Genomic DNA, 18,850 nt, shown 5'->3' with positions numbered 1-18,850 from the left:
CTATGGATAAGAAAGCATCTCGCATCCGTCGTGCTACACGCGCACGTCGTAAGATTGCAGAACTGGGTGCAACTCGCCTAGTCGTGCACCGTACTCCTCGTCACGTGTACGCACAAGTGATTGCAGCTAACGGCTCTGAGGTTATCGCAGCAGCTTCTACTGTAGAAAAAGCGATCCGTGAGCAAGTTAAGAATACTGGTAACGTTGATGCAGCTAAAGCAGTAGGTCAAGCTATTGCTGAGCGCGCTCTTGAAAAAGGCGTATCTGAAGTTGCATTTGATCGTTCTGGTTTCCAATACCACGGTCGAGTAGCGGCGCTAGCAGATTCTGCTCGCGAAGCTGGTCTGAAATTCTAAGGTAGGGTTGGAAGATGGCTAAAGAACAACAACAAGCTAATGATTTGCAAGAAAAGCTGATTGCTGTTAACCGTGTATCTAAGACGGTTAAAGGTGGTCGAATCATGAGCTTCACTGCACTAACAGTAGTTGGTGACGGTAATGGTCGTGTAGGTTTCGGTTACGGCAAAGCTCGTGAAGTACCTGCAGCGATTCAAAAAGCAATGGAAAAAGCGCGTCGTAACATGACTACTATCGCGCTTAACGAAGGCACTCTACACCACGCGGTGAAAGGTCGCCATTCGGGCTCTAAAGTTTACATGCAGCCAGCATCAGAAGGTACAGGTGTTATCGCAGGTGGTGCGATGCGTGCAGTACTTGAAGTTGCAGGTGTACACAACGTACTGTCTAAAGCATACGGTTCTACGAACCCTATCAACATCGTTCGTGCAACGATCGATGCTCTAGGTAGTGTGAAGTCACCAGAAATGGTTGCTGCTAAACGTGGTCTGACTGTTGAATCTATTTCGGAGTAAGAACACTATGGCAACTATTAAAGTAACTCAAACTAAAAGCTCAATTGGTCGCCTACCAAAGCATAAAGCTACTTTGCGTGGACTAGGCCTTCGTAAAATCAACCATACTGTAGAACTTGAAGATACTCCGTGTGTACGCGGCATGATCAACAAAGTTATCTACATGGTTAAAGTTGAGGAGTAATCAGAATGCGTTTGAATACTCTATCACCGGCTGCGGGTTCTAAGCCTTCTAAGAAGCGTTTAGGTCGTGGTATCGGTTCTGGCCTTGGCAAAACAGGTGGCCGCGGTCACAAAGGTCAAAAGTCACGTTCTGGCGGTAAAGTTCGTCCAGGTTTTGAAGGCGGTCAAATGCCTCTAAAACAACGTCTACCTAAGTTCGGTTTCAAATCTCGTAAGAGCTTTGTTTCTGCTGAAGTTCGTCTAAGCGAACTAGCTAAAGTAACAGGTGATGTTGTTGATCTAAACAGCCTTAAAGCTGCTAACGTTATCACTAAGAACATTGAGAACGCTAAAATCGTTCTTTCTGGTGAAATCGCTAAAGCTGTGACTGTTAAAGGTCTTCGCGTGACTAAAGGCGCTAAAGCTGCAATCGAAGCTGCAGGCGGTAAAATCGAGGAATAATCTCGAGGAACGAGGTACAGATGGCTAAGAAACCAGGACAAGATTTTCGTAGTGCTCAGAGCGGCTCAAGTGAACTAAAGTCGCGCTTATTATTCGTAATTGGTGCACTTTTAGTATTCCGAGCGGGCTCTTTTGTGCCGATTCCTGGTATTGACGCGGCTGTACTTGCCGAATTGTTCGAACAGCAAAAAGGGACCATCGTAGAAATGTTTAACATGTTCTCCGGTGGTGCTCTTTCGCGTGCATCTATATTAGCATTGGGCATCATGCCGTATATTTCGGCTTCTATTGTTGTCCAATTGCTAACGGTAGTTCATCCAGCGTTAGCTGAGCTCAAAAAAGAGGGCGAAGCAGGGCGTCGTAAGATTAGCCAATATACGCGTTATGGCACGCTTGTGCTTGCAATATTCCAAGCGTTAGGTATTGCAACTGGTTTACCAAACATGGTCTCTAATCTGGTCGTTATCGATCAAACCATGTTTACAATCATTGCTACCGTGAGTTTAGTAACCGGCACCATGTTTTTGATGTGGTTAGGTGAACAAATCACAGAACGCGGTATCGGTAACGGTATTTCGTTACTGATTTTTACTGGTATTGTTGCAGGATTGCCTAAGGCAATCGGACAAACTATCGAGCAAGCGCGTCAAGGTGAATTGCATGTACTTCTGCTACTATTAATTGCTGTTATCTCTTTAGCTGTAATTTACTTCGTAGTTTTCATGGAACGTGGTCAACGCCGAATCGTCGTTAACTATGCGAAACGTCAACAAGGTCGTAAAGTGTTTGCAGCTCAGAGTACTCACTTGCCATTGAAAATTAATATGGCCGGTGTTATTCCAGCAATTTTTGCATCAAGTATTATTTTGTTCCCAGGCACACTGGCACAGTGGTTTGGTAACGTAGGTGGTGAAGGTTCTGCCTTCAGTTGGCTAACTCAGATCTCTTTAGCTCTAAGTCCTGGTCAACCGCTTTATATGATTCTTTATGCAGTAGCGATTATTTTCTTCTGTTTCTTCTATACTGCGTTGGTATTTAACCCTCGTGAAACAGCAGATAATCTGAAGAAGTCTGGTGCGTTCGTACCCGGTATCCGCCCAGGTGAGCAGACAGCGAGATACATTGATAAAGTGATGACACGTTTAACTCTAGCGGGTGCGTTGTATATTACTTTTATCTGTCTGATTCCACAGTTCATGATGTCCGCATGGAACGTTAGGTTCTATTTTGGTGGAACATCACTACTGATTGTAGTTGTTGTGATCATGGACTTTATGGCACAGGTACAGACTCATCTGATGTCAAATCAGTATGATTCTGTGTTGAAAAAAGCGAATCTGAAAGGCTATGGTCGTTAATAACGACTCAGCAGCTAAGATTCTATTTACGGAGTTTAGCAATGAAAGTTCGTGCTTCCGTTAAAAAAATCTGCCGTAACTGTAAAATTATCAAGCGCAACGGTGTTGTTCGCGTAATTTGCAGTGAGCCAAAGCATAAACAGCGCCAAGGCTAATTAGCAGAAATTTTTACTTGAAAAATAAAGGTCGGTCGAGTATATTCCTCGGCCTACCTTTTGCGTGCAAAAGAAGTAGTCTTCCGCAACGTATCCTCAGCGGGCTTTGTTGCGGATAAATTTCTTATTAGAGTACTAGGAGTGAATAGTGGCCCGTATAGCAGGCATTAACATTCCTGATCAAAAGCATGCTGTAATCGCTTTAACATCGATTTACGGCATCGGTAAAACTCGCTCTCAGGCTATCCTAGCTGAAGTGGGTATTGCTGAAAATGTTAAGATCAGTGAACTAACTGAAGATCAGATCAATCAACTGCGTGATGGTGTAGCTAAGTACACTGTAGAGGGTGATCTACGTCGTGAAGTTTCCATGAACATCAAGCGTCTTATGGACCTTGGCTGTTACCGTGGTCTTCGTCATCGTCGCAGTCTACCACTACGTGGACAGCGTACTAAAACCAACGCTCGCACCCGTAAGGGTCCGCGTAAGCCGATCAAAAAATAATCGGGAAGGTACAGTACAATGGCTAAACAACCAACTCGCGCACGTAAGCGCGTACGTAAGCAAGTCGCTGATGGCGTTGCGCACATTCATGCATCTTTTAACAACACAATCGTAACCATTACTGACCGTCAAGGTAATGCTCTAGCTTGGGCTACTGCAGGCGGTTCTGGTTTCCGCGGTTCTCGTAAGTCTACTCCGTTCGCTGCACAGGTTGCTGCAGAGCGTTGTGCTGAAATGGCTAAAGAATATGGCCTCAAGAACTTGGAAGTTATGGTTAAGGGTCCTGGTCCAGGTCGTGAATCTACTGTTCGCGCACTGAACGCTGCTGGTTTCCGTATCACAAACATCGTTGATGCGACTCCTATCCCTCATAACGGTTGTCGTCCACCGAAGAAACGTCGCGTATAACGTTTCTAGGAAGATTGGAGAAAGATCATGGCAAGATATTTGGGTCCTAAGCTTAAGCTTAGCCGTCGTGAAGGCACTGACTTATTCCTTAAGTCTGGTGTTCGCGCGATCGATACCAAGTGTAAAATTGATAATGCACCAGGTGTACACGGCGCTCGTCGTGGCCGTCTATCAGACTATGGTGTACAGCTTCGTGAGAAGCAAAAAGTTCGTCGTATTTATGGCGTGCTAGAAAAGCAATTCCGTAACTACTACAAAGAGGCTGCTCGCCTTAAAGGCAACACAGGTGAAAACCTACTTCAGCTTCTTGAAGGTCGTCTAGATAACGTTGTTTATCGCATGGGCTTCGGTGCAACTCGCGCAGAAGCACGTCAGCTAGTTAGTCACAAAGCTATCCTAGTTAACGGCCAAGTGGTAAACATTCCTTCTTTCAATGTTGCGGCTAACGACGTTGTTTCAATTCGCGAGAAAGCTAAAAAGCAATCTCGTATTAAAGCGGCTCTAGAAGTCTCTGAACAACGTGAAAAACCAACTTGGATTGAAGTAGATGCAGGTAAGATGGAAGGTACGTTCAAGCGTTTGCCAGAGCGTTCAGATCTGTCAGCTGACATCAACGAACAATTGATCGTCGAGCTTTACTCTAAGTAAGGTTTAAATTAAAGAGAGGACACAATGCAGGGTTCTGTAACAGAATTTCTTAAGCCACGTCTTGTTGATATCGAACAAGTCAGCACGACACACGCAAAAGTAACTCTTGAGCCATTAGAGCGTGGTTTTGGCCACACTCTTGGTAATGCACTTCGCCGAATTCTTCTATCTTCAATGCCTGGTTGTGCAGTCACTGAAGTAGAGATTGAAGGCGTACTACACGAGTACAGCACCAAAGAAGGTGTTCAAGAGGATATCCTTGAGATTCTTCTTAACCTGAAAGGGCTAGCTGTTCGCGTTGCCGAAGGCAAAGATGAAGTGTTCATTACACTAAACAAATCAGGCTCGGGCCCTGTTGTTGCAGGTGACATCACTCATGATGGTGATGTCGAGATCGTAAACCCTGAGCACGTGATTTGTCATCTTACTGATGACAACGCTGAGATCGCTATGCGTATCAAAGTTGAACGTGGTCGTGGTTATGTTCCGGCTTCTGCTCGTATCCATACAGAAGAAGATGAGCGTCCAATTGGTCGTTTACTTGTTGATGCTACTTACAGCCCAGTCGATAAAATCGCCTATGCTGTAGAAGCGGCACGTGTAGAACAACGTACCGACTTAGACAAGCTTGTCATCGACATGGAAACAAATGGAACGATCGAACCTGAGGAAGCTATCCGTCGTGCAGCTACAATTCTAGCTGAGCAATTGGATGCATTCGTAGATCTTCGTGATGTACGAGTTCCTGAGGAGAAAGAAGAGAAGCCAGAATTCGATCCGATCCTATTGCGTCCTGTAGACGATCTTGAACTAACAGTTCGCTCTGCTAACTGTTTGAAAGCAGAAGCGATTCACTACATCGGTGATCTTGTACAGCGTACTGAGGTTGAGCTACTTAAAACGCCTAACCTTGGCAAGAAATCTCTTACTGAGATTAAAGATGTACTTGCATCTCGTGGTTTGTCTCTGGGTATGCGCCTGGAAAACTGGCCACCTGCATCAATCGCTGAAGATTAATCGATACTAGTTAGAAGGATTTGGTCATGCGCCATCGTAAGAGTGGTCGTCAACTCAACCGCAACAGCAGTCATCGCAAAGCGATGTTTAGCAACATGGCTAGCTCTTTAGTACGTCATGAAGTTATTAAGACTACTTTGCCTAAAGCAAAAGAGCTTCGCCGCGTAGTTGAGCCTTTGATTACACTAGCTAAGACTGACAGCGTTGCTAACCGTCGTCTAGCGTTTGCACGTACTCGTGACAACGAAGTAGTTGCAAAACTATTTAACGAATTAGGTCCACGTTTTGCTGCCCGTCAAGGCGGTTACACTCGTATCCTAAAAGCTGGCTTCCGTGCTGGTGATAAAGCTCCAATGGCATACATTGAGCTTGTTGACCGCCCAGAAGTTGAAGCTGCTGCTGAATAAGTAGTTTCGTGATTAAAGAAGCCGAGCCATAGTGCTCGGCTTTTTTATTGTCTATTTGTTACTTAGAGCCTGATTCAGATCGGCAATTATATCGTCTATATGTTCAATACCTATCGATAGACGAATCATTTCAGGTAGGACTCCCGCTTGTTTAAGTTCAGTGTCCTCCAGTTGTCTGTGCGTTGTTGATGCTGGATGGCATGCCAATGTTCGAGTGTCCCCTATATTGACCAGCCTTTTGACCATGTTCAATGCATCATAAAATTTGACACCAGCTTCGTAACCCCCTTTTAGACCAAAAGATAAAATAGCGGATGGTTTACCTTGCATGTACTTCAGAGCAAGGGAATGGTACGGAGAATGCTCTAAACCTGCATAGCTTACCCAACTTACAGCAGGGTGCTCCTCTAAGAAATGTGCAATATCTAATGCATTCTGACAGTGCCTTTCCATCCTTAAAGGAAGTGTTTCAACACCTTGTAAGATAAGAAATGCATTCATAGGTGAAAGTGTTGAGCCTGTATTCCGCATTGGTACTGTGCGAGCACGACCGATAAACGCAGCTTTTCCAAACGCATCTGTGTAGACGACACCATGATAGGACGGCTCAGGGTTATTCATTGCAGGGAAACGCTCTTTGTATTTGGTCCAAGGAAATTTGCCTGAATCGATAATGACCCCACCTAAAGAGTTACCATGTCCACCGATATATTTGGTAATAGAGTGCACAACGATGTCGGCTCCGTGTTCTATCGGTTTACATAAAATTGGACTCGCGACTGTATTGTCGACTATGACTGGCACTCCTTGAGCGTGGGCAAGTTCTGCTATTCTACCGATATCGGAGATATTACCAGCGGGATTACCTATGGATTCAAAGTAGACCGCTTTGGTTTTTTCGTCGATTAGAGCCGCTAATGTTTCTGGCTTATCATCCTTGGCAAACTTAACTTTAATTCCCTGTTTAGGAAGCATATGAGCGAATAAAGTATAAGTACCACCGTAGAGTTGTGGGGTAGATACAATGTTGTCTCCGGCTTCAGCTAGTGTTTGAATCGAATAGTTTATTGCAGCACTACCCGAGCTTGTCACCAATGCGCCAATCCCACCTTCGAGAGCCGCTAATCGTTTTTCCAACACATCGTTAGTTGGGTTCATTAGACGTGTATAAATATTCCCCGGCACTTCTAGGTTAAACAAATCGGCGCCATGCTGAGCACTGTCAAACTCATACGACACGGTTTGGTAGATAGGGACTACAACGGATTTTGTTGTAGGATCGGTCTCGTAACCGAAATGAACGGAAAGTGTCTCGTCTCTCATTGTCACTCTAATCCTTGATGAGAAAAAACTAAGAATGACATGAGTTGGTGGTTGAAACTGAGAGCATCTAAGGGGTTTCTAATGTAGATAATTGCTCTCAGTCAAATAACATTAACTTATTGTTGCCATAGTGAAGTTAATGAAGAAATTAAACCAGATGATGCTCCCTGACCTGTTAAATATTTGAGGATGACTGGAGCAAATTGAGTGACTGTAGAGGAATCCATTCCAAGTTGGTTAAATATGTTACTCACGCCATTCATACTGCTTGAAGCGTTACTTAAGCCTGAAAGAGAGTTGGTCAGACTGCTCATTCCTGGAACCAATGAACTTAACTCAGAAGACTGTTCACTGGATAGGGCACTTTTTGCATACGAAAGCATGGAGCCAGCACCTGCAGTGGCTTGAGCTGAAGAGACATCGAGAGAACTGGTTAACGCACTAACAATTGGAGAACTGCTTTGAGTGCTCACTTTACCTGAGAGGCCAGATGCTAGCGATGATAGCGAGTTAGTATCAAGTTTTGAGGCTGCATTTGTTGCGCTATTGAGATCAAAAGCAGCATAAGCTGACGTTGATGAAATTGCGGCTGCAATGATTATAGTAGCTAGAGTTTTTTTCATTGTTTGCTCCAAAGGAAGATATTCCGTCTGTGCATACAGTAAACACAAAAAAAGCGACGTTAACAACGTCGCTTCGTAATTCTTTCATGTAATTCACAAAGAATTAAACAATATCCAGAAGCTCTACTTCAAAGACTAGTGCTGCGAATGGAGGAATCGCTGCACCTGCGCCGCGCTCACCATAAGCTAGATCTTGAGGAATATACAGTTTCCATTTAGAGCCAACAGGCATAAGTTGAAGAGCTTCAACCCAACCTTTAATCACGCCGGTTACTGGGAACTCAACCGGTTCGCCACGACTTACTGAGCTATCGAATACTGTACCGTCGATCAACTGACCATGGTAATGAACACGAACAGTATTTTCAGATGTTGGTACAGTACCAGTACCTTCACTGATTACTTCATACTGAAGACCTGAATCAAGTACAGTCACTTCGCTACGAAGAGCGTTATCTTTAAGGAATGCATCACCTTCTGCTGACGCTGCTTTAGCTGCTTCTTCACGAACTTGCTGAGCACGAGTATGAATTTCCTGAAGTGCTTTGTTGATTTCATCAACTTCGATTGCTGGCATATCACCTTTAAGTGCAGTTGCGATACCTTCAGCGATTGATGCTACTTCAAGACCTTCCAGTCCACTTCCAGCAAGTTGTTGACCCATTTGTAGGCCGATACCGTAGCTTGCTTTCTGTTCTACTGTTTCAAATTTAACTTCAGACATTGGTCTGTCTCTCTTGTCAATGTATAAAGTGGTCTAGGATAACAGTTAACGAGATATGATTAAACGGTGAATTGAGATTAGCTGCCTTTAATGCTAAACATGTATCGTTGTGCAAGCATTTTGCAAAACAGCTTCAAATTTGTGTCAACGTTTTTGATCTATGATGAATTACTCTATACTCGATAGGCGGTAATTCTTATACTTATCGTAGATAGTTAGGAGTTGGACAGCGATGAATCATCGGCGTAATAAACAGAATAATATAGATAACTACATGACACTTTTTCAGCAGAAGTGGTCTGAAATCGACTTTCGTTCGATGTGTTCTGGCGCTCTTGAGCAAACGCAGACTCTCTGGAGCGATTTCCCTGTTATGCACAAGCGTGTGCTTATGGGATTAGTTCCTTTCGTCATCATTATTTCTTTCATACCACTTCCTTCATCTTCTAATACAGAGCAAACGCCGGCTGATTCTTCCTCTAAAAGGATTCCGCTTACTTTGAGTTCTGATACTTCACAGTCAAATAACGTAACGGCAACAGAAAATCAGGCAATACGGTCTTCGGCGTGGGTAACGTATACGATTCAAGATGGCGATACGTTATCAAAAATTTTCCGTAGTAATGATTTACCCATTTCTGACTTAAACTCTCTGATTCAAGTTGAAGGACCAGATAAACCACTCAGTAACGTTCGCCCTGGCCAGTTGATTCGTTTTAAGCTAGCCAAAACAGGGCAGTTAGATATTCTTCAACTGGAAAAAAGCGATCAATCCGTGATGTTTTTCCGATTATCTGATGGTGGATTTGGTCGTAGTAATTAACGCTTTACTTGCTTTTAGCTCGCCGTTCTTATCATTTTTAGATGCGGAATACTATCTTCAAGATAAGGCTCGCCTATCACTTTAAACCCATGTTGGCTATAAAAACTCTGTAGGTGTTGTTGAGCACTGATCGTGATGTCTTGTTCTGGCCATGTCTTTTCGCATTCACTCACGGACTTAGCTATTAATTGATGGCCCATACCACCTGTTCTATAAGTATTCTTTACGATGACTCTGCCGATGCTTGGGCTGGCATAGCTCACTCCGGGAGGAAGCAGTCGCGCATACGCCATAACTTCACCACTTTTCGTCGTACCAATCAGATGTTTTACGCCCTCGTTGAGATCTTTTCCATCCAGTTCAGAATATGGGCAGTTTTGCTCAACGACAAAAACATTGATGCGCAATTGAATTAATTCGTATAGTTGAGTGGCACTAAGATTTGATAGCTTAGATACTTTCCAATTGACCATCGACATATCCTATTTCTGTGTGAATTGAAGTCAAAAATTATCTATGAATTTTCTATAGACTACAAAGTGTTTCATCTTTATACCTATGAATGACTATATCCAACCCACACCAGTCTTATATTAGTTTTTGACATAAAAAATGAAATTATAGAATTTCATGTAATAAGCTTGCCTCGTCATAATGCTTGTAATAAATGGTTATGAGTTGAGCAAAATGACGGAACGAAAAACAGTCACACCAATACACGGTAAAGCATTGTCACAGAATGTGGAGTCCACTTCACGTCGTGAAGTCACTTTGGCTCAGTGCTCAAAAGCAAAGCTTAAAGCTGGTGAAGTTGCTTTAGTTGGAGCGGGTCCTGGTGATCCAGAGCTTTTAACCATTAAGGCTCTTAGCTATCTCCAGCAAGCTGATGTTGTTCTTTATGACTATTTAGTTTCAGATGAAATCATGGCCCTAGTGCCCAGTGATGTCATTTTGGTATGCGTTGGCAAAAAAGCTGGCCATCACAGTGTACCTCAAGAGAAAACCAATCAACTACTTGTCGATTTCGCACTTCAGGGACATAGAGTCGTCCGTATTAAGGGAGGCGATCCGTTTATTTTTGGTCGTGGTGGTGAAGAATTAGAAGTACTGGTTGACGCTGGTATCGAGTTTCAGGTCATTCCTGGTATTACTGCGGCTGCAGGTGCGACAGCGTATGCTGGCATCCCCTTAACCCATCGAGATTATGCTCAGTCAGCGATATTTGTCACTGGTCATGTTAAAGCTGATAGTGATGACATGGATTGGTCAACGTTAGCCCGTGGCAATCAGACTCTGGTTATTTATATGGGGCTAATGAAGTCGAATTATATTCAGGAACAACTCATTTCTCATGGCCGCTCTTCCGAAACACCCATAGCCATCATTGAACGAGGTACTCAAGTATCTCAAAAGATCTTCAAAGGCCAGCTGAGAGAGCTTGCCACTTTGTCCGTAGACGCAAAATCGCCTTCGTTAATTGTAGTGGGTGAGGTCGTTGCGCTTTCTGAAAAGCTTAATTGGTTCTCAAAGAGTGAGTCGGATAAGGCCCCAGTCGAACAACTGGCATAAAACTACAATTCCAATTGCACAATGCTCGTTACACGAGTCAAAAGGAAGCAAGAAATGGATCAACAACGCTTAACACATTTAAAACAGCTAGAAGCTGAGAGCATTCATATTATCCGTGAAGTTGCAGCTGAATTTGGTAATCCAGTGATGATGTATTCGATTGGGAAAGACTCCTCTGTGATGTTACATCTGGCTCGTAAAGCATTTTATCCAGGAAAAATCCCATTCCCTCTACTGCACGTAGATACGAATTGGAAATTTAAAGAGATGATCAAGTTTCGTGATGAAACAGCCAAAAAGTACGGGTTTGATTTAATTGTTCATAAGAACCCTGAAGGCCTAGCAATGAATATCAATCCCTTTGTGCATGGTTCATCTAAGCATACCGATATTATGAAAACTCAGGGTCTAAAACAGGCTCTAAATAAGTATGGCTTCGATGCTGCATTTGGCGGTGCCCGTCGTGATGAAGAGAAATCTCGTGCAAAAGAGCGTGTCTATTCATTCCGTGATAAGAATCATACATGGGATCCGAAAAATCAGCGTCCAGAGCTTTGGCGTACCTATAATAGCCAAGTCAATAAAGGCGAAAGTATCCGAGTATTCCCGCTATCAAACTGGACTGAATTAGATATTTGGCAATATATCTATCTGGAAAATATTGATTTGGTGCCGCTGTACTTTGCTGAAGAGCGTCCAGTTGTTGAACGCGATGGGATGTTGATCATGGTTGACGATGATCGAATGAAGCTTGAACCAGGTGAAAAAATTGAACATAAGAGTGTGCGTTTCCGTACCTTGGGGTGTTACCCGCTGACCGGTGCGATTGAGTCTAAAGCGAATACGTTAACCGAAATTATCGAAGAGATGCTTGTGGCAACATCGAGTGAGCGTCAGGGCCGTGCGATCGACCATGATCAATCAGGATCGATGGAAATGAAAAAACGTCAGGGTTACTTCTAAGGATCTAAGGAAAGTATTATGAATAATGCAGTTCAAGCTCAATTAGCTGAATTAGGCATTGAGGCATACCTCAATCAACACCAACACAAGTCGCTGCTTAGATTCTTAACATGCGGCTCAGTAGATGACGGAAAAAGTACGTTGATCGGGCGCTTGCTTCACGATTCAAAACAGATTTATGAAGATCAACTTGCTGCTGTTAAGTCAGATAGTCAACGAGTAGGCACGACCGGTGAGCGCCCTGATTTAGCGTTATTGGTTGATGGTCTTCAGGCCGAGCGTGAGCAGGGAATTACCATTGATGTAGCGTACCGTTATTTCTCGACTCAAAAACGTAAGTTCATTATTGCTGATACTCCAGGACACGAGCAGTACACGCGGAATATGGCGACAGGTGCATCGACGTGTGATCTCGCTGTTATTCTTATTGATGCGCGTAAAGGTGTGTTGGATCAGACTCGTCGACATTCATTTATTTCGAACCTGCTGGGTTTGAAGCATTTCGTTGTGGCGGTAAACAAGATGGATCTTGTCGATTATTCGCAAGATGTATTTGAGAAGATTAAACAGGATTATTTGGATTTTGCGGAAAATCTACGTGGTGATATTGATATACGTATTCTGCCAATTTCAGCTTTAGAAGGCGATAACGTTGTTGATAAAAGCGTAAATCTAAGCTGGTTTGATGGGCCATCACTTCTAGACGTTCTGGAAACAGTCGATATTGATGATGTGAAAGGCAAAGGTGATTTCCGTTTTCCGGTTCAATACGTTAACCGACCTAATCTCGATTTTCGCGGTTTCTCCGGAACGATTTCTGATGGTCGCGTTTCTGTCGGTGATAAAATTAAAGCTCTACCTTCTGGTAAAACATCCACAATATCGCGCATCGTAACATTCGATGGCGATTTAGAGTCAGCATTTGCTGGGCAAGCGGTTACCTTGACACTGTCTGATGAGATTGATATCAGCCGAGGCGATTTAATTATTCTTGATAGTGATACGACTTCTGTCAGCAATCATCTTACTGCCGATGTAGTTTGGATGACGGAAAAGGCGTTGGAGCCAGGTCGCGAATACGATATCAAAATTGCAGGTAAGAAGACTGTCGGTAAAGTGGAAGCCATTCAATATCAGTACAACATCAATCACCTTGAGACATTTGAGACAAGCTCATTGCCATTAAATGGTATCGGTCTGTGTGAATGGACTTTTAATGAAGCCATCGCTCTAGATAAGTATCTTGATTGTGCTGATACTGGCGGCTTTATTATTATAGATCGTTTGACGAACGTGACTGTTGGTGCTGGCCTTGTTCGAGAAAGCTTACATGCAGTAGAAAAATCTTTAGGCGATATCTCTGCATTTGAAGTGGAACTTAATGCGCTAATTCGTAAGCACTTTCCTCATTGGGAAGCGAAAGATCTTAGTCAGATCTTAAAATAATTGGCTAGGAATAGGGGGAGCAGATGAAGGCTACTGCTTTTTAGCTGCCCCTTCCCCTTATTTTTCTTTTTGATTGAGTAGTGTGAGAGCGGGGACTCATTATGAGTACAACCAAATGTGACGATATTATCTGGCATCATCATGCGATTGATAAGAACTTTCGTGCTCAGTTGAAACAGCAAAAGCCAGCGGTATTATGGTTTACCGGACTGTCAGGAGCGGGTAAGTCAACGATTGCTGGAGCTTTAGAAACACGACTTGCTCAAATGGGATATCATACCTATCTCCTAGATGGTGATAATGTGCGTCATGGTTTATGTCGTGATCTGGGGTTTTCTGCTCAGGATCGGCGTGAGAATATCCGCCGTGTTGGAGAGTTGGCTAAGCTAATGTCCGATGCGGGTCTGATTGTACTGTCAGCATTCATTTCACCTCACCGTGCTGAGAGACAACTTATTCGTGATTTATTGCCTGAAAAAGAGTTTATGGAAGTGTTTGTGAATACGCCACTGGATATATGTGAACAGCGTGACCCGAAGGGACTTTATCAAAAAACTCGAGCAGGGCAACTGAATAACTTTACCGGAATAGACTCAGAGTATGAGACCCCCCTTAATCCTGAAATTGATTTACCCTCTGGCTCCAAAACAATAGAAGAGCAGGTTGATATTTGTTTAGACGCTCTCATTCAACGAGGCGTTATATCGGCTTAAACCACATGATGGAAGTTATCTGAGCTATCTGAATGTAACGAGAACTTTTGATTCAATAGAGCAATTAGCTGGTCATAATAATCCTGGCTTAACTTATTTCCGAGTAGGCGGCAAAGTTCATTACCAGTCGGTGTGAAACGATAATAAAGAATACGCACGCCTTTGCTACTTGCACTCAGAGATAAATTTTTTCCCTGGTACTGTAAATGTAAAGGAGTCGAGATCTCAATTTCTCCCGATTCCAGCTCAGTAGCATGAAGAAGACCCAGTTCGATAAGTACCATGATGCTTGAATATGGCAATTGAAATGAGCCCAAGTTTAAAGCCATCGTTGTTTCTCTCTTACCTAAGCTAAAAAAGCCGTTCTGACTTCTTAGTCCGATAAACAGTTTCCGTTGAGTGTCTTGACCAAATGAACACGCTAAAGATGCTGCACGTTGTAAAATCTGAGCTTCTCTTGGTGTCATATCTTTTAGAACTTTAAGTGCTTTTAACGAAGTAGAGCCAGGGTTCGTCACTTCTCGCTTGAGCACTTGCGCCCAGAGTTTTTGCATTGAAGAGTTATGTATATCCTGAGCTAACTCAAAAAAACGAAATAGCCAATCTTGATCGGGATCGCCAGCCGTTTCTTCATGGCAAGCGTTAAAACCAAATTGAATGATTCGCTCTAAATTTCGTTGCCGTTGCTCTTTTTGTTTATGTTCGCGTTTGATAGCCCGATCGATAAGATTAATTTTCTTTGTTTCTGAGTTGAGTTGCGCGTCTAGTCCGTGGGATTCAGCAATGGCTTTAATACGGCTACCACTATCTTTTACGTAGGTATTTTTTGATTTCCGATTGGGAGTCTCTTGCTCTACGACAATGGTGGTACTTTTCTCCGACATTACCCGCCCCTTTACTTAAACCTATCAACTACTTACCAATGTAACCTGAAATTAGTAAATCGACCATCATTAAGATCTCGATGTAGTTATCATTTTAAATGAATTAATGTAACTAATATGTTAATATGATGTTTAAATTTAATGCGCAATTAGGAATGGTTGTGAATATTGGAATCAAAAATAAGAAGAAGTACACATTGGGTGTGATACTTCTTCTTTATGTTGTATTACTTGGAGTGCTTTTTCAGCATTCTTTCTAAGTTATCTTATTGATCATCATATGGTTCAATTTTGTCTCCATCAATAATGTAGTCAGATTGAGCAATGTCATTGTTGGTCGTTTCTGTCTTTAATGTACCAACCACATAAATTACATCCCAAAGTTGTTGAATTGGAGCCCCTTGAGGCATCTTGACGTACACAATCTGATTGGGTGGTGGTGGCGGCACATGAATACAAGCACCGAAATAAGGGACTAAGAAAAATTCCGTGACACTTTTGTCATCCCCTTCTAAGGGAATAACGAATCCGGGGATTTTTACTTTAGAACCGTTTAGCTCCCGACGAACCGATCCTATTTTTTGTTGTTTTGCTGCCCCACCGTCATGATTGACTGATGGCATACCTTGGCTATCAAATAATGCTCTCTCTTCCTTAGGGATGAGATCTAGCCAATCTAACGTTAGCGGGGCCTCATTTGCGTTTGTAACACCAGAGAACGCAAACAATATAATTGCAAAAAAGGGTATTTTTATCTTCATACGTCAATTTAAATCCGAATTGTCATACCATCACTAAGTGACTGACGATAAGCGCGAATAGAGGGAATAATACCCACGACCATGCCGGCAAGTTGTACCGCGCCAATTAAAAACCATTCATGTGTAGTCAATGTGGTTAGGGAAATGACAATCCCATAATGACTATGAATAATAGGGGAGATAATGGCTAAAATGGCATAAAGTCCGACAACACCAACCAAAATGCCAGCAAAGGTGAGAGTCGTTGCCTCACTCATTAATAGGGCAAATACGTGTTTGGGTTGAGCACCCATCGCCCTCAATATTGCCATTTCTCTGCGTCTTTCCTGCAAACTGGTCAGTAAGCTACTCAACATACCAAGCAGACCAGCAATCACGACAAAGATTGAAATTGACATTAATGCTTGTTCTGCAACCGACATCATCCCCCACAATTCATGAAGAGCAACGCCAGGCATAATGGCACTCAATGGTTCTTTGCGATAGGTATTTATCTCACGTTGAAGTGCAAATGTTTGTATTCGAGATTTTAGACCGAGTAGAACTGCGGTAATTTGCTTTGGTTGAAATTGATAATGTTCGAGTGTTTGTGCATCTGGAGTTTTACCAATATGAGCTCCTGACTCCCAGCCAACATGAATAGCTTCGATAGCAGCAAGTGATACATGTACTGTTTTATCAACGGGGGTTCCGGTCGGTTTTAGAATTCCGACGACAGTAAAAGGTAAATTGTCGTGACGACTAAAGCCAACATCATTAATCCCGTGAGCGATAATGATCTTACTACCAATTTTATAACCGAGTGATTTTGCCACATCCGAGCCAATGACTGTTTCAAATAACCCGGAAAACGGTTTTCCTGCATTAAATATGAGTGCTTGCTTACGGCCAAATTTATAATATTTGAAGTATTCTTCATTAGTACCCATTACACGAAAACCTTTATGTGAGTCTCCGAGTGAGATAGGGATAGCCCACTTTACAGCTCGATTATTTTGAAGAGCCTCAAAGCTGGTCCAGTCAATATTATTGGTTGCATTACCGATACGGAAAACGGAGTAAAGTAACAGATTAACTTGTCCAGACCTTGCTCCTACGATGAGATCTGTGCCAGATATCGTATTAGCGAAGCTATTTTTTGCTTCAGTTCGAATTTTTTCGACACCAAGTAGGAGAATCACCGAGATAGCAACCGTCAAAATGGTTAAGGTCGCAGTTGCTTTACGGTTTAGAACGCTCTTCCAGGCTAAGTTGACTATGGTTTTCATTTGCTAGCCCTCGCGATATTCAGTTCCGAAAGGTTCAAACTGGTTGTAAACAAGGGTTCTAACGTAGGATCATGACTGACAAATACGAGAGTTGAATTCGAAGCTTTCGCTTCCTCTAACAGTAGCTCTATAAACGATTTTCTATTGTCATAATCGAGCGCCGATGTGGGCTCATCAGCGATAATCAAATCCGGTGCGCCGATTAATGCTCTCGCTGCAGCCACTCTTTGTTGCTGACCAATACTCAGTTCTATTACCGATTTTGCAAGCAGTTCATCAGGGAGCTTTAATCGAGAAAGGAGTTGTTTTGCTTTTTCTTTGAGAGATCCCGATAAGTTGGACATTCGTTTGTGGGAAAATTGGCATGGAAGTACAACATTCTCGATAACTGATAAGTAGGGAAGTAAATTAAATTGTTGAAAAATATAACCGATATTATCTGCTCTAAACCGATCCCTCTGGCTTGATGACAATGAGTTCAGTTTTGTGCCGAGGACGGTAATTTCTCCGGCTTGAGGCGTGTTTATCCCTGTGATAAGGCTAAGTAATGTCGATTTACCGCATCCACTTGGCCCTTTTACAAAAACATGTTCTCCACGTTTAACTCGAAACGTATCAATATTAATTACGGGATCTTGGGTATTCGTCCATTGGAATCGACATTGATTCATCTCTATAACGTAGGGAGTCTCGACGGATTGTTGCTTGTTCATCGGAGGAGTCCTTGTACCCACGCCTAAGCGTGGGCAGATATGGTTTAGAGCTTAACGTGTGTTTTTTCTGCGCTGAGCTTGTCTGATGTTTGAACATGATCGGTGAAAATATTCACTTTGATATCATGAGTGTTCGGAAAATGATTGAACCACTGAGTATCCATCGATGACAACTCAGCTACGTTTGAACAACTATATTGGTATTCAATCGTGAATGAGGAATGCTCTCCGTGCTCGTGCTCGTGCTCGTGCTCGTGCTCTGCTTCATCATGAGCGTGATGATCCTCGTGATCAGAGTCGTCATGATGAACATCATGTTCGTGTTCTTCATGTTCATGCTCTTCATGTCCCATAGAGGCGTGGCTATGAGTGAGCTTACATTTTGCTTCTGAATTCAGAGATATAATTGTATCTGCTTTTTCCAGTTGCACTATCGCGTTATCTAATTTTTGATGTTGTTGCTCATTCTGAGGCATATGCTCAAATCCCAGAATATCCATCCCTGGAGCATTAATTTCAATTAATACATCATTCCCATCTTGGGCAATATCAAGTTCTACTTCACCATGAACATGTGCTTCATGTTGAATGAAGCCTTCTTCTGCATTGGATTGAAAGGCAAAGCAAAGTCCCACTACTGTAGCTAAATAGCGTTTTTTCATCATTCGAGTTATCTCCAAAAAATTATAAGTTGAATAAAGTTAGGTTCAGCTTAAGCGGAGTTGCGGGGGAGAGCGCACGCAATATTTATAGAACGTTCGAGTTACTGTACGTACCTGGTCAATTGGCTCGACGTAATCGTGAGAGACAATGATGGGCAATGTTGCTATGTGAGGTTTTATTGCACAAACAACATGAGCGAACAGGTTACAATCGTGATGAGTATGATGGGCTTTTTCTATGTCAGTTTTATGAAACTCGGCAGCAAAACTAATACTAACAAAAACCACAAGCAGCAGACATGTGAGTGACTTGTAGAACCGTTGTCTGATGGGGTATTCGAGTTTCATATATAAAAGAGTAATAAGTGTTTAAATGTTATAATAT

Annotated in this window: 26 protein-coding genes; 16 read left to right on the top strand and 10 right to left on the bottom strand. The window is 42.7% G+C overall.

Going from position 1 to position 18,850, the window contains the following annotated elements; genetic code table 11:
• The first annotated feature begins 2 nt into the window (after positions 1–2).
• From rplR to rplQ, 11 genes are all read left to right on the top strand, one after another.
• Positions 3–356, top strand: a complete 354-nt coding sequence (gene rplR, locus EES38_RS18510; protein ID WP_124938707.1) for a 50S ribosomal protein L18 — start codon at positions 3–5, stop codon at positions 354–356.
• 14 nt (positions 357–370) lie between these two features.
• Positions 371–871, top strand: coding sequence for a 30S ribosomal protein S5 (gene rpsE / locus EES38_RS18505; protein ID WP_124938706.1), 501 nt, complete (start codon positions 371–373; stop codon positions 869–871).
• Positions 872–878: 7 nt separating this feature from the next.
• A complete protein-coding gene (gene rpmD, locus EES38_RS18500) occupies positions 879–1,055 on the top strand; it encodes a 50S ribosomal protein L30 (protein ID WP_124938705.1) in 177 nt (58 codons plus the stop codon).
• A 5-nt stretch (positions 1,056–1,060) separates the two neighbouring features.
• Complete coding sequence (gene rplO / locus EES38_RS18495) at positions 1,061–1,495, top strand: 50S ribosomal protein L15 (RefSeq protein WP_124938704.1); 435 nt, start codon at positions 1,061–1,063, stop codon at positions 1,493–1,495.
• A 20-nt stretch (positions 1,496–1,515) separates the two neighbouring features.
• On the top strand, positions 1,516–2,853 hold the full coding sequence (secY, locus tag EES38_RS18490; RefSeq protein ID WP_124938703.1) for a preprotein translocase subunit SecY: 1,338 nt from the start codon (positions 1,516–1,518) through the stop codon (positions 2,851–2,853).
• Between the two features lie 41 nt (positions 2,854–2,894).
• Positions 2,895–3,008 carry a 50S ribosomal protein L36 gene (gene rpmJ, locus EES38_RS18485; protein WP_039969906.1) on the top strand — a complete coding sequence of 38 codons (114 nt, stop codon included), beginning with the start codon at positions 2,895–2,897 and terminating at the stop codon, positions 3,006–3,008.
• A gap of 148 nt (positions 3,009–3,156) precedes the next feature.
• A complete protein-coding gene (rpsM, locus tag EES38_RS18480) occupies positions 3,157–3,513 on the top strand; it encodes a 30S ribosomal protein S13 (protein ID WP_124938702.1) in 357 nt (118 codons plus the stop codon).
• 18 nt (positions 3,514–3,531) lie between these two features.
• Positions 3,532–3,921 carry a 30S ribosomal protein S11 gene (gene rpsK / locus EES38_RS18475; RefSeq protein ID WP_001118870.1) on the top strand — a complete coding sequence of 130 codons (390 nt, stop codon included), beginning with the start codon at positions 3,532–3,534 and terminating at the stop codon, positions 3,919–3,921.
• Positions 3,922–3,948: 27 nt separating this feature from the next.
• Positions 3,949–4,569, top strand: a complete 621-nt coding sequence (rpsD, locus tag EES38_RS18470) for a 30S ribosomal protein S4 (RefSeq protein WP_124938701.1) — start codon at positions 3,949–3,951, stop codon at positions 4,567–4,569.
• A 24-nt stretch (positions 4,570–4,593) separates the two neighbouring features.
• The gene (locus EES38_RS18465) at positions 4,594–5,586 is read left to right on the top strand and encodes a DNA-directed RNA polymerase subunit alpha (protein WP_124938700.1); all 993 of its coding nucleotides are present in this window, start codon (positions 4,594–4,596) and stop codon (positions 5,584–5,586) included.
• Between the two features lie 26 nt (positions 5,587–5,612).
• Positions 5,613–5,993 carry a 50S ribosomal protein L17 gene (gene rplQ, locus EES38_RS18460; RefSeq protein ID WP_124938699.1) on the top strand — a complete coding sequence of 127 codons (381 nt, stop codon included), beginning with the start codon at positions 5,613–5,615 and terminating at the stop codon, positions 5,991–5,993.
• Between the two features lie 51 nt (positions 5,994–6,044).
• On the opposite strand, the gene EES38_RS18455 is transcribed toward rplQ, so the two are convergent.
• The 3 genes from EES38_RS18455 to bamJ all read right to left on the bottom strand — a co-directional run bounded on the left by EES38_RS18455 (position 6,045) and on the right by bamJ (position 8,663).
• On the bottom strand, positions 6,045–7,316 hold the full coding sequence (locus EES38_RS18455; RefSeq protein WP_124938698.1) for an O-acetylhomoserine aminocarboxypropyltransferase/cysteine synthase family protein: 1,272 nt from the start codon (positions 7,314–7,316) through the stop codon (positions 6,045–6,047).
• A gap of 116 nt (positions 7,317–7,432) precedes the next feature.
• Positions 7,433–7,939, bottom strand: a complete 507-nt coding sequence (locus EES38_RS18450) for a DUF2780 domain-containing protein (protein WP_124938697.1) — start codon at positions 7,937–7,939, stop codon at positions 7,433–7,435.
• 103 nt (positions 7,940–8,042) lie between these two features.
• On the bottom strand, positions 8,043–8,663 hold the full coding sequence (gene bamJ, locus EES38_RS18445; protein WP_124938696.1) for a BamJ family beta-barrel-assembly machinery protein: 621 nt from the start codon (positions 8,661–8,663) through the stop codon (positions 8,043–8,045).
• A gap of 232 nt (positions 8,664–8,895) precedes the next feature.
• Between bamJ and EES38_RS18440 the strand changes: the two genes are divergently transcribed.
• Positions 8,896–9,486: a LysM-like peptidoglycan-binding domain-containing protein gene (locus tag EES38_RS18440; protein ID WP_124938695.1), complete on the top strand. Its 591-nt coding sequence runs from the start codon at positions 8,896–8,898 to the stop codon at positions 9,484–9,486.
• A gap of 14 nt (positions 9,487–9,500) precedes the next feature.
• Here EES38_RS18440 and EES38_RS18435 read toward each other — a convergent pair whose 3' ends face one another.
• Positions 9,501–9,959 (bottom strand): GNAT family N-acetyltransferase, encoded by a 459-nt coding sequence (locus tag EES38_RS18435; RefSeq protein ID WP_124938694.1) that lies wholly within the window; start codon positions 9,957–9,959, stop codon positions 9,501–9,503.
• 214 nt (positions 9,960–10,173) lie between these two features.
• On the opposite strand from EES38_RS18435, the gene cobA reads away from it, so the two are divergent.
• The 4 genes from cobA to cysC all read left to right on the top strand — a co-directional run bounded on the left by cobA (position 10,174) and on the right by cysC (position 14,177).
• On the top strand, positions 10,174–11,055 hold the full coding sequence (gene cobA / locus EES38_RS18430) for a uroporphyrinogen-III C-methyltransferase (protein WP_124938693.1): 882 nt from the start codon (positions 10,174–10,176) through the stop codon (positions 11,053–11,055).
• A 54-nt stretch (positions 11,056–11,109) separates the two neighbouring features.
• On the top strand, positions 11,110–12,018 hold the full coding sequence (gene cysD, locus EES38_RS18425; protein WP_243694226.1) for a sulfate adenylyltransferase subunit CysD: 909 nt from the start codon (positions 11,110–11,112) through the stop codon (positions 12,016–12,018).
• Between the two features lie 18 nt (positions 12,019–12,036).
• Positions 12,037–13,464, top strand: coding sequence for a sulfate adenylyltransferase subunit CysN (cysN, locus tag EES38_RS18420; protein WP_124938691.1), 1,428 nt, complete (start codon positions 12,037–12,039; stop codon positions 13,462–13,464).
• Between the two features lie 101 nt (positions 13,465–13,565).
• Positions 13,566–14,177 (top strand): adenylyl-sulfate kinase, encoded by a 612-nt coding sequence (cysC, locus tag EES38_RS18415; RefSeq protein ID WP_124938690.1) that lies wholly within the window; start codon positions 13,566–13,568, stop codon positions 14,175–14,177.
• Here cysC and EES38_RS18410 read toward each other — a convergent pair.
• The 6 genes from EES38_RS18410 to EES38_RS22725 all read right to left on the bottom strand — a co-directional run bounded on the left by EES38_RS18410 (position 14,174) and on the right by EES38_RS22725 (position 18,813).
• The gene (locus EES38_RS18410; RefSeq protein ID WP_124938689.1) at positions 14,174–15,061 is read right to left on the bottom strand and encodes a TIGR03899 family protein; all 888 of its coding nucleotides are present in this window, start codon (positions 15,059–15,061) and stop codon (positions 14,174–14,176) included. The two genes, cysC and EES38_RS18410, sit on opposite strands and share 4 nt — an antisense overlap.
• Positions 15,062–15,327: 266 nt before the next feature.
• The gene (locus EES38_RS18405; RefSeq protein ID WP_124938688.1) at positions 15,328–15,822 is read right to left on the bottom strand and encodes a DUF3299 domain-containing protein; all 495 of its coding nucleotides are present in this window, start codon (positions 15,820–15,822) and stop codon (positions 15,328–15,330) included.
• A gap of 8 nt (positions 15,823–15,830) precedes the next feature.
• Entirely contained in the window at positions 15,831–17,090 is a 1,260-nt protein-coding gene (locus EES38_RS18400; protein WP_124938687.1) for an ABC transporter permease, read from the bottom strand.
• Complete coding sequence (locus EES38_RS18395) at positions 17,087–17,803, bottom strand: ABC transporter ATP-binding protein (RefSeq protein WP_124938686.1); 717 nt, start codon at positions 17,801–17,803, stop codon at positions 17,087–17,089. Before EES38_RS18395 ends, EES38_RS18400 begins: the two co-directional genes overlap by 4 nt.
• A 44-nt stretch (positions 17,804–17,847) precedes the next feature.
• Positions 17,848–18,468, bottom strand: coding sequence for a zinc uptake protein ZrgA (zrgA, locus tag EES38_RS18390; RefSeq protein WP_124938685.1), 621 nt, complete (start codon positions 18,466–18,468; stop codon positions 17,848–17,850).
• 42 nt (positions 18,469–18,510) lie between these two features.
• The gene (locus tag EES38_RS22725) at positions 18,511–18,813 is read right to left on the bottom strand and encodes a DUF2607 family protein (RefSeq protein WP_124938684.1); all 303 of its coding nucleotides are present in this window, start codon (positions 18,811–18,813) and stop codon (positions 18,511–18,513) included.
• Between the last annotated feature and the right edge of the window lie 37 nt (positions 18,814–18,850).

This window comes from Vibrio viridaestus (genome assembly GCF_003856525.1).
In the GTDB taxonomy this organism is placed as follows: Bacteria; Pseudomonadota; Gammaproteobacteria; order Enterobacterales; family Vibrionaceae; genus Vibrio; species Vibrio viridaestus.
The sequence above is the reverse complement of the archived record's forward strand: the minus strand, read 5'-3'. Positions and strand labels throughout refer to the sequence as shown.